Consider the following 5,763-nt stretch of genomic DNA (forward strand, 5'->3'; position numbering starts at 1 on the left):
CCGTGACCTCCGCCAGGTCCGCCACGCGCCGCATAGGCAGAATCCGCGAGCAGCGCTACCGATGCTGCGGTTGCGAGAATGGCGACGAGCGCCAACCACACGTGTCTGCCCCGCGCAGCTTTGGCCATGTTTGTTCTCACTTGTGTCGAAGCATTCAATTGTGCCCGACACCAACCCGCCACATCGCCGCTCGGTTCCTGCCGCAAGATGAATTGCAGGCAACCTTTTGGCGAACTTGTTCCTCCGCAAAACTCCGGTCTGGCGCAGCGATCGCGAGCCTGCGATGCTTGCGATGAAACCCGCGGCTCCGTTCCATCGCGCTGCTGATAGAGGCAGTTCGGGAATATCGCGACGGTTCCTTCATTAAAGACGTTGAGAAACCTGACTGAGCATTTCCCTTTGCACTGCAAACCACCCACGCTGCGATCGACGACGCGCGAAGCAATCTTGATTCGGAGGAGCCCATGGCAAGGCAGTTCGGCCTGAAACCAGGAGCGGCAGTGGAACAGGCGGAGCTATCGGCTCAAGACTCACGCGAGATGCATCAATCATTGGTACGAGACGAGCCGTCATCAACGACCCAAATTTGCCGGCAACCCGAGCCGCTCTATGCGCCTGCGAGCTGGCGGGGCAAGACGGACCGGCGCTGCATCTCCGCCGATTGAGCTGGTGCGCCCTCTGTCCAAGAGAGGGCGGAACGAAAGGACAAAGCTCGGACAAATTATGTCGCGAGAATGCGAATGTACGACTTACCGGCGGTTCAACGCATTCGATGTCGTTCCTGCGAAAGCAGGGACCCATACGCCGCGGCGGATGTTGTGAAAGGGCTTGTCGTTCCAGCTTCGTGCAACAATAGACATTCGTGATTATGGGTCCCTGCTTTCGCAGGGACGACAGCGAGGTTTTGGCGCGAGCGATGGCCCGTTCCAGACGAAACGAGCAGCTACACCGGCAGCGCGGTCGAATACTTCACCTGGCTCAACGCAAAGCTCGACTCGATCGAGGCGATGCCGTCGAGCCGGGTCAGCTTGTTCTTCAGGAACGCTTCATAGGAGGAGAGGTCGGCGGCGACGACGCGGAGCAAATAGTCGCGGTTGCCGGTCATCAGGTAGCACTCCAGCACCTCGTCCCATTTGGAGATCGCCCGAGCGAAGCGGTTGAGGTCTTCCTCCTTCTGCCGCGCGAGCTTGATCGAGATGAAGACAGAGACATGCAGCCCCAGCGATTTCTGGTCGACGGTCGCGATGTAGCGGCTGATCACGCCGCGCTCCTCGAGCAGCTTGACCCGGCGGTGGCACGGCGACACGGACAGTCCGACCTTGTCGGCAAGCTCCTGCATGGTCATCCGGCTGTCGGTCTGCAGCAGACTCAGGATCTTGCGGTCGATGGCGTCGAGGACAGGCATTGGGATGAACTCGCTGATGGAGGCCGGATCGTGGGAATTTATCCCAATTTTTCCTGTGCTGTCGCGTGGAATTGAGATTTTTGCGAGCCGCCGCGGCAGTAACATCCGCGATATTGCCTGGGAGCATTGCCATGGGAATCGCGCCTGAACGCCTCGAGATGCTGTCCGCTTTGGCCCGCAAGGTGCTGTGGCTTTCGTCGTGGACCATCCATCACGCCAACCATGTCAGGCCGAACACCGATGGCTTGAAGGTCGGCGGCCATCAGGCATCTTCCGCCTCGCTCGCCAACATCATGTCGGCGCTTTACTTCTCGGTGCTGCGCCCGCAGGACCGCGTCGCGGTGAAGCCGCATGCGAGCCCGGTGTTCCACGCGATCCAGTATCTGTTCGGCCACCAGACCCGCGACAAGCTGGAGAATTTCCGCGGCTACAAGGGCGCGCAATCCTATCCGTCGCGCACCAAGGACACCGACGACGTCGACTTCTCCACCGGCTCGGTCGGCCTCGGCGTGGCGCAGACGCTGTTCGCCTCGCTGGTGCAGGACTACGTCAAGGCGCATGGCTGGATGCAGGACCGGCCGGAGGGCCGCATGATCGCGCTGGTCGGCGATGCCGAGATGGACGAGGGCAATATCTTCGAGGCGCTGCTCGAAGGCTGGAAGCACGGCCTGCGCAACACCTGGTGGGTGGTCGATTACAACAGGCAGTCGCTCGACGCCGTGGTGCGCGAAGGGCTGTGGGCCAAGTTCGAGACCATGTTCCGCAATTTCGGCTGGGACGTGGTGATCGTGAAGTACGGCAAGCTGATGCTCGAAGCGTTTGCCGAGCCCGGCGGCGAAGCGCTCCGGCGCTGGATCGACAATTGTCCGAACCAGATGTACGCCGCGCTCTGCTTCCAGGGCGGCGCGGCCTTCCGCAAGCATCTGCAGGACGACATCGGCGATCAGGGGCAGGTCACGGCCTTGATCGACCGCCGCAGCGACGACGAGCTGCTGGCGCTGATGTCGAACCTCGGCGGCCACGACATGGCGAGCATGATCGAGGCGTTCGAAGCCGTCGATCATGATCGTCCGGTCTGCTTCATCGCCTACACCATCAAGGGCGTCGGCCTGCCGATGCAGGGCCACAAGGACAACCATGCCGGCCTGATGACGGTCACGCAGATGGAGAAGTGGCGCGCTGCGCAAAACATCCGCGCCGGCCATGAGTGGGACGAGTTCGAGGGCCTGTCGCAGGATCCGGCAAAGCTCGAAGCATTCCTGGCCGAGGCGCCGTTCAATCGCGAGGGCCGCCGCCGGCTGTCGGCGCCTGAAATCGAGGTGCCCGAGCGGCTCGCCTTCAAGGCCGCAGCGCAGATGTCGACGCAGCAGGGCTTTGGCCTCGTGCTGCACGAGCTCGCGCGCGGCGACAGCGCGCTGGCCTCGCGCATCGTCACCGCGTCGCCCGATGTCACTGTGTCGACCAATCTCGGCGCCTGGGTCAATCGGCGCGGCCTGTTCGCGAAGCTGGAGAACCACGACCTGTTCCGGCAGGAGAAGATCCCGTCCGCCTACACCTGGGAGTACTCCCCGAAGGGGCAGCATCTCGAACTCGGCATCGCCGAGATGAACCTGTTCATCATGCTCTCGGCGCTCGGCCTGTCGCACCAGATCAATGGTGCGCGGCTGCTGCCGGTCGGCACGCTGTACGATCCCTTCATCGAGCGCGGCCTCGATGCGCTGAACTACGCCTGCTACCAGGATGCTCGCTTCATGGTGGCTGCGACGCCGTCGGGCGTGTCGCTGGCGCCGGAGGGCGGCGCGCACCAGTCGATCAAGACGCCATTGATCGGGATCGGGCAGGACGGGCTCGCCTCGTTCGAGCCGGCCTTCGTCGATGAACTTGCCGTGATCATGGGCTGGGGCTTCGGCCACATGCAGCGCGAAGGCGCGGAGGGCGGCTCGGTCTACCTGCGGCTCTCGACGCGGACGATCGAGCAGCCGCAGCGGATCATGACGCCGGACCTGCAGCGCGACATCACCGACGGCGCCTACTGGCTGCGCAAGCCGGGCCCGAACTGCGACCTGGTGATCGCCTATACCGGGACCGTTGCGCCGGAGGCGATCGAGGCGGTCGGCCTGATCGGCGAGAGCCATCGCGATGTTGGTTTACTGGCGGTAACCTCCGCCGACCGATTGTATGCGGGTTGGTCCGCCGCGCGGAATTTGCGCCGCGACCGGCGCGGCGTGCAGCATTTGAGTCATATCGAGCAGTTGCTGGCGCCGCTCGGCCGCGAGTGCGGTATAGTGACCGTGATCGACGGCCACCCGGCCTCGCTCGGCTGGCTTGGCAGCGTGCGCGGCCATCGTGTCGAGGCGCTCGGCATCGAGCATTTCGGCCAGACCGGTACGATCGGCGACCTCTACCGCCATTACGGCATCGACGCCAACGCCGTCATCGACGCGGCGGAAAGCCTCTCGGTCGGCGCGCCGGTGCGGCATCGCAAGATGGCGGTGTAGCGTCGCGAAGGGGCGAGTGAAAGAGGAAGTGAAGGAGCCTTGCCACCCTGGCGGCTTCGATCTTATATCGCGTGGGCGCGCACGAGCCGCGTCCCGCATATGGCGGGTTCAATTCCCCCGGCTTTCGTGCAAGGATGCCTGCCGAACGCTTCCGTTCCCCTTATCCATACGCCCCGTACAAGAGGTTTCCGATGGTCAATCGCATGCAATTCTACATCGATGGCGCCTGGGTCGATCCCGTCGTCAAAGGCAAGTCCACCCCTGTCGTCAATCCGGCGACCGAAGAAGCGATGTATGAGGTTGCGCTCGGCTCCAAGGCCGATGTCGACAAGGCGGTCGCCGCCGCCAAGCGCGCGTTCGAGACCTTTTCCAAGACCAGCCGCGAGGAGCGCGTCGCGCTGCTCACCAAGATCGTCGAGGTCTATAAGGGCCGCATGAAGGAAATCGGCGCCGCCGTTTCCGACGAGATGGGCGCTCCGCTGCCGATGGCCGAAAAGCTGCAGGCCGGCGCCGGCCTCGGCCATCTCATGAACACCCTCGAAGTGCTCAAGAAGTACGAGTTCGAGGAGACCATGGGCACCGCCGTGATCGTGCGCGAGCCGGTCGGCGTAATCGGCATGATCACCCCCTGGAACTGGCCGCTCAACCAGATCGCCTGCAAGGTCGCGCCCGCGCTCGCCGCCGGCTGTACCATGATCCTGAAGCCCTCCGAGTTCACCCCGACCTCGGCGCTGATCTTCGCGGAAATCCTCCATGAAGCCGGCGTGCCGAAGGGTGTGTTCAACCTCCTCAACGGCCTCGGCCCGGAGGTTGGTGCCGCGATGAGCGAGCACCCGGACATAGACATGATCTCGTTCACCGGCTCGACCCGCGCCGGCGTCGATGTCGCCAAGCGCGCCGCGCCGACCGTGAAGCGCGTCAGCCAGGAGCTCGGCGGCAAGTCGCCGAACGTCATCCTCGAAGGCGCCGACCTCGCCAAGGCGGTGACCGGCGGCGTGATGCACATGTTCAACAACTCGGGCCAGTCCTGCAACGCGCCGTCGCGCATGATCGTGCCGCTCTCCAGGATGAAGGAAGTGGCCGCGATCGCGAAGGGCGTCGCCGACAAGACCAAGGCCGGCGACCCGCGCGCCGCTGACACCAACATCGGTCCGGTCGTCAACCGTGGTCAGTGGGACAAGATCCAGGCGCTGATCCAGAAGGGCATCGACGAGGGCGCAACGCTCGTCGCCGGCGGTCCGGGCCTGCCCGAGGGCGTCAACAAGGGCTTCTATGTCCGCCCGACGATCTTCGCCGACGTCACCAACGACATGACGATCGCCCGCGAGGAGATCTTCGGACCGGTGCTGACCATCCTCGGCGCCAAGGACGAAGCCGACGCCGTGAAGATCGCCAACGACACGCCCTACGGTCTCGCCGGTTACGTCTCCGCCGATACCGTGGAAAGCGCGCGCCGCGTCGGCCGCCAGATCCGCGCCGGCAACGTCAACCTGCAGGGCGTGCCGAACGAGCGCTCCGCGCCGTTCGGCGGCTACAAGCAGTCCGGCAACGGCCGCGAGTGGGGCCGTTACGGTCTGGAAGAATATCTCGAGGCCAAGGCCGTCGCGGGCTACAACGCCGCGTAAGCCGAGCTGAGAGAGAGAGACGAGATTTTGACGCCGGGGCAGGTCACTGCTCCGGCGTCAGACGTTTTGGAGATGGTACTTTTGAGATTGGCATTTTGGCGAAGCTTTCACCGTCGTCCCGGCGAAGGCCGGGACCCATTTCTCGTTTTGCGAAGATTGTGGCCCCAGCCTGCCGAACCGATATCCATCGGTGGTTATGGGTCCCGGCTTTCGCCGGGACGACGCGGAAATCTAC

Annotated in this window: 5 protein-coding genes; 3 read left to right on the forward strand and 2 right to left on the reverse strand. The window is 63.9% G+C overall.

Features of this window, described 5'->3' with window-relative positions; all coding sequences use genetic code 11:
* Positions 1 to 943: 943 nt before the first annotated feature.
* A complete protein-coding gene (locus AS156_RS12690; RefSeq protein ID WP_066504171.1) occupies positions 944 to 1,405 on the reverse strand; it encodes an Lrp/AsnC family transcriptional regulator in 462 nt (153 codons plus the stop codon).
* 4 nt (positions 1,406 to 1,409) lie between these two features.
* Here AS156_RS12690 and AS156_RS42830 point away from each other — a divergent pair, with 4 nt between their 5' ends.
* From AS156_RS42830 to AS156_RS12700, 3 genes are all read left to right on the forward strand, one after another.
* Positions 1,410 to 1,553: a hypothetical protein gene (locus tag AS156_RS42830; RefSeq protein ID WP_160331090.1), complete on the forward strand. Its 144-nt coding sequence runs from the start codon at positions 1,410 to 1,412 to the stop codon at positions 1,551 to 1,553.
* Positions 1,537 to 3,903, forward strand: coding sequence for a hypothetical protein (locus tag AS156_RS12695; protein ID WP_066504174.1), 2,367 nt, complete (start codon positions 1,537 to 1,539; stop codon positions 3,901 to 3,903). The genes AS156_RS42830 and AS156_RS12695 overlap by 17 nt, the downstream gene beginning before the upstream one ends.
* Before the next feature lie 191 nt (positions 3,904 to 4,094).
* Positions 4,095 to 5,528 (forward strand): aldehyde dehydrogenase family protein, encoded by a 1,434-nt coding sequence (locus tag AS156_RS12700; protein ID WP_066504176.1) that lies wholly within the window; start codon positions 4,095 to 4,097, stop codon positions 5,526 to 5,528.
* Between the two features lie 43 nt (positions 5,529 to 5,571).
* On the opposite strand, the gene AS156_RS43720 is transcribed toward AS156_RS12700, so the two are convergent.
* A partial coding sequence (locus AS156_RS43720; RefSeq protein WP_210184214.1) for a hypothetical protein occupies positions 5,572 to 5,763 on the reverse strand: 192 nt, incomplete at its 5' end.

It is taken from the genome of Bradyrhizobium macuxiense (assembly GCF_001542415.1).
GTDB classification, from domain to species: domain Bacteria; phylum Pseudomonadota; class Alphaproteobacteria; order Rhizobiales; family Xanthobacteraceae; genus Bradyrhizobium; species Bradyrhizobium macuxiense.

Bases quoted from the DNA above. Each gene is read 5' to 3' on its own strand.
- AS156_RS12690 (WP_066504171.1), bottom strand. From the start codon at position 1,405: ATGCCTGTCCTCGACGCCATCGACCGCAAGATCCTGAGTCTGCTGCAG.
- AS156_RS42830 (WP_160331090.1), top strand. From the start codon at position 1,410: ATGAACTCGCTGATGGAGGCCGGATCGTGGGAATTTATCCCAATTTTT.
- AS156_RS12695 (WP_066504174.1), top strand. From the start codon at position 1,537: ATGGGAATCGCGCCTGAACGCCTCGAGATGCTGTCCGCTTTGGCCCGC.
- AS156_RS12700 (WP_066504176.1), top strand. From the start codon at position 4,095: ATGGTCAATCGCATGCAATTCTACATCGATGGCGCCTGGGTCGATCCC.